This window comes from Brunnivagina elsteri CCALA 953 (assembly GCF_002289455.1).
In the GTDB taxonomy this organism is placed as follows: domain Bacteria; phylum Cyanobacteriota; class Cyanobacteriia; order Cyanobacteriales; family Nostocaceae; genus Brunnivagina; species Brunnivagina elsteri.
Map to the genome: position 1 here is coordinate 1 of NZ_NTFS01000516.1, position 3,984 is coordinate 3,984.

Genomic DNA, 3,984 nt, shown 5'->3' on the forward strand with positions numbered 1-3,984 from the left:
TGTGCAGCTTCACAAGTAATTGGTATAAGAAGTAGGCTGTTGATTTTGATATTTATTGATTAGTTGTACTGTAAACGGCTTAAAACTTGAATTATATAGAACCCCTCTCCATACCAGACTTCAAATTCATAGTATTTAACCATCTTTAGTAGGGGCAAACGGCTGTTTGCCCTGACCATATTCGAGGCAAGTGAGTTTTAATGCCCAATCCCATGATAATTTTTCGTAGGATTTATAACAAAGTCAATAACCCATGCCCATTAATTAACTACCAATGTTAACAATGTAAGTACCGACGTAGCGGGAAAGGGGTACATCTCCAGGAGATTGAGTTGCCAAATTGAAGTAGTACATGCCTCCAAACGGAGGAGTTCTCATGTTCGATAAAACGATTTCAACGTTGTTGCCTGCGGGAATTGCCTCTTGAGGGAAAATTGTAATTGCGTGGCTGTCCTTGTCCCACTTAGCTTCTTGTAGGGGTACGCTTTTACCTTTGACTCTGACTTCAATTTTCTTCGGATCGAAAGAACCATTGTAGTATTCGGGGTAAGAAACTACGAATTGTGCAACTGCGGTTTTGAGTTTTTTGTTAGGAACCCGCAAGCGTAGTCTATCCCAACCGTTTGCTTGTCCACCAAAATCGAAACGGTGAATCAGTTGATTTTCGCTTTTAACACCACTCCAGAGGTTGATACCGGATTGTGCCAAGCTAACTCCAGAGAATCCTGTCAGCAAACAGCCAGTCACGGCTAAAGCAGATAAAAGTCCTAGCGAACGTCGCATATTTCTCACTCCTTACTTTCGATTGTGCAATTAGGGTCGTAACTAAACTCTACTACCGACTTGCTGATATTGAGACGTTACGCGATCGCATAAAGTGCCAATTGTGGGATTTGGGTAATGGGATACAAAGTTTTTTGCCCCGATTGTTTTGGACGATCGGAAAAATTGCAATGAGAAACAATCTTAGTTTAAGTAGAAACAATGGGTAGCGTTGTCTGTGACGCTGTTGGGTAGACTATTGTGAATACCAAACCCGTCAAAGCCAGCCAGAGGTTATAAACCTCTGTCTAATAGCGAAAGTCCTCTAAAAGAGGACTTAATTCAAGCCCTAAATGGTAGGCATATTTACGCCGTGCGGTACTAGTATCTTCGCGCTTTTTGGTGGGAGAAACCTGGTTTCTATTGGTGAGGTATCAAATATATTCGTACTAATTTGAGGAGAAACCCGGTTTCTTGGGTTTGGTGCGATCGCGTTCCCGCAGGGTAGCTTTCCGTAGGTATAAAGCCTCTCTCCGCTATGCCTGACGGCAGGCTTACGCCAACGGGGAGAGGTACCCTGCGGGTAGGCACGGAGTGACTTCCAAAGGTAGCGCTACCCTAACGGGAACGCTAAAAGCGAACGCTCTATGGAAAGGGGTTCTATATTAGTCAAGTATTAAACCGTTTGCAGTATAAAAATCAATCTCTAAAAAGATAGAATTTATTAGAGGTTGTTTGAAAAGTCTTCTTCTATGTCATGCTTCGTTCCTCAGCATCTCAGTATGTGGGCTAAACTCCAGATTCTAGCCTGCGGCAACGCGTAGCGCGTACGTTCCGCAAAGCTCCACTCAGAATGACAAATTATACCTTCCCAAACTTTTCAAACATGCTCTTAGGTTTTCTCGATGTATGAAGTCTCGCTAATTGGATGTGGATTTACGTGATTTGTGGACTCAAATAGACGTGTCATCCAAGGCATAACCACGAGAATTGCACCTAAAACAACTAAAAAAATTGAAATCCCAAAAATTTGAGTAGTGGGAATCTCTAATACTCCACTTAATATTATTTCTCGTAGTGATGAAACAATAGTAATTTCGACTGCTGCACCTACAGAAATACTTTGTTTTTCTAAATAATCAAGTAAAAGACGAAATAACTCTACCAGAATCAAAATAAATAGAATATCCGAGGTAATTTGCCGGACTTCTAAAGGGTGTAGTAAGCTGGAAAACATGTCAATGAGTCGCAGCACCATGACACAGAATAAGCCAACACATAGGGAAATAACAATAATATCTTGGAAAAATTCTAAATAGCGGACAATACGTTTCCGTATTGACTCCAAAGGAGTATCGCGTTTAAAGTAATTGACAAATTGTTCTTTGAGGTTTGGTTGCATAGTACCCTAAGTAGTTGATGGAACTATTCACCTTCATCATAGAGATTTAAAAAAAAATTAAAAGTTCGCAGTTTAACGAAGCCAGTGGGAAATGGAAAATTCGTAATATTCCACCCAAGGAAAGACGCTCTTATCTACGTAATTAGCTGGTAAAAACACTTATTAACAACTATGCTTAATCGGTATTTCAATCCAAAATCCTGTACTTTTGCCTGGTTTGGAGAAATATTCTATTTGTCCACCGTGTTTTTCGACGATAATTTGGTAACTAATAGATAATCCTAAGCCAGTACCTTTACCTGGTTCTTTGGTAGTAAAAAATGGGTCAAAAATGCGCGATCGCATGTCCTCGGATATGCCACAACCGTTATCTGATACACATATTATAATTGTTTTTGCATCCAACTTATTTGTGTGGATTATAATTTGTGGATTTTTACATTGTCTATTTTTACATTTATCTTCAAGTGCATCTATGGCATTACCCAAAATATTCATAAACACTTGATTTAACTCAGCTGCATAACATTCAACCTTGGGCAATTCACCATATTTTTTTATAACTTCAATGGTTGGTAATGTTGGTGTTGCTCGCATTCGATGTTGTAAAATTAATAATGTACTATCGATTCCTTCGTGGATATCCACAGGCTTGATTTCTGCATGGTCAAGACGGGAAAATGTTCGTAAAGAAGCAATCAATTGTAAAATTCTTTCTGCACCAATTTGCATAGAATCTAGAGTCATCGGTAAGTCTTCGACTATATAATTCAAGTCGATTTTTCTAGCTAGTGCTTTGATTTCTTGTCCTGTTTCTGGAAACTCTTGTTGATAAAGACTTAACAACCTAATCAAATGCTCGGCATAATCTCCTAAATGGCTTAAGTTTCCATAAATAAAATTAATTGGATTATTGATTTCATGGGCAATACCTGCTACTAACTGCCCTAATCCTGCCATTTTTTCACCCTGAATTAATTGGGTTTGCGTTGCTCGCAATTCTTTGAGTGTTTCATTGAGTTTTTCTTTTTGTAGCGTTGTTTGTTCGAGCAATTCGGCTGTATTTGCTAGTTGTGTAGCTTGTCTCTCAATAATTCGTCCTAGTGCTTTAAGTCGCTCGTCATAATATTGTTCGGTAGCTTGCATATCCCTGTTAACCTCTGCTACTTGGCTCGATGCCAGAGCTTTGGTGGCTTGTTTGTTTTTCATTGCACATTGAACTGATGATAAGAACCTTCTTATACCTCATGATTCCCCGTACAGCCAGCTAATTAACAGGTATCAATCAGAACTTTTATCTGGAATATCACATTTAAGTAATAATAACTATTTTGGATTCCATAAAATCTAGATGGCGATTCAGACTTAAGTATAATTACTAAAACATAAATGTATTTAGGTATACTCACAGCTAAAAATTTAGGGACACGAAATTTCGTGCCCCTACAAAACTTGATTTTGTTGGAGGATTGCGAGTTATTTTCGTTTGCGAGAAGAACGTCGCAATTCGAGTTTTTCCTTTTCTTGACGACGGCGATCGCGCCAATCAGAAAGTGTCAAATAACCGACACCACCAGTAACTGCGACTAGCAGCAACATGGCTGCTATTGCCAAAACATTCAGAAGTTGACTTTCCACAGTCCTCCTACAGTCCGTTGCGACCCCAGACTACCATTGCAATAGACCAAGTAAAAACTACTAGCAGTGTAACCCAACCTAATGTCAAAATAGCCATAGCGGTACTTTTAAAGTTATTTACAAAACGACTCTAACCATTATCATACTTTGGATGGCAATTTGGAATGCTGAATAAAGAAAGG

The 3,984-nt window shown here is 39.1% G+C and carries 5 protein-coding genes and 1 pseudogene; all 6 read right to left on the reverse strand.

Annotated features, from left to right (window positions below):
• Positions 1 to 264: 264 nt before the first annotated feature.
• Positions 265 to 783 (reverse strand): DUF2808 domain-containing protein, encoded by a 519-nt coding sequence (locus CK510_RS27500; protein ID WP_095724683.1) that lies wholly within the window; start codon positions 781 to 783, stop codon positions 265 to 267.
• Positions 784 to 1,182: 399 nt separating this feature from the next.
• A complete protein-coding gene (locus CK510_RS32090; RefSeq protein WP_158224975.1) occupies positions 1,183 to 1,353 on the reverse strand; it encodes a hypothetical protein in 171 nt (56 codons plus the stop codon).
• 301 nt (positions 1,354 to 1,654) lie between these two features.
• On the reverse strand, positions 1,655 to 2,164 hold the full coding sequence (locus CK510_RS27505; RefSeq protein WP_095724684.1) for a phosphate-starvation-inducible PsiE family protein: 510 nt from the start codon (positions 2,162 to 2,164) through the stop codon (positions 1,655 to 1,657).
• A gap of 162 nt (positions 2,165 to 2,326) precedes the next feature.
• Positions 2,327 to 3,223, reverse strand: a pseudogene (locus CK510_RS27510) (sensor histidine kinase); the annotation flags it as partial.
• Between the two features lie 417 nt (positions 3,224 to 3,640).
• Entirely contained in the window at positions 3,641 to 3,802 is a 162-nt protein-coding gene (locus CK510_RS32435) for a hypothetical protein (protein WP_095724686.1), read from the reverse strand.
• Between the two features lie 7 nt (positions 3,803 to 3,809).
• Positions 3,810 to 3,899 (reverse strand): cytochrome b6-f complex subunit PetN, encoded by a 90-nt coding sequence (gene petN, locus CK510_RS27520; protein WP_015116376.1) that lies wholly within the window; start codon positions 3,897 to 3,899, stop codon positions 3,810 to 3,812.
• Between the last annotated feature and the right edge of the window lie 85 nt (positions 3,900 to 3,984).

What these genes read in the sequence shown, in the direction of transcription:
- CK510_RS27500 (WP_095724683.1), bottom strand. Translation starts at nt 783, where the DNA reads ATGCGACGTTCGCTAGGACTTTTATCTGCTTTAGCCGTGACTGGCTGT.
- CK510_RS27505 (WP_095724684.1), bottom strand. Translation starts at nt 2,164, where the DNA reads ATGCAACCAAACCTCAAAGAACAATTTGTCAATTACTTTAAACGCGAT.
- petN (WP_015116376.1), bottom strand. Translation starts at nt 3,899, where the DNA reads ATGGCTATTTTGACATTAGGTTGGGTTACACTGCTAGTAGTTTTTACT.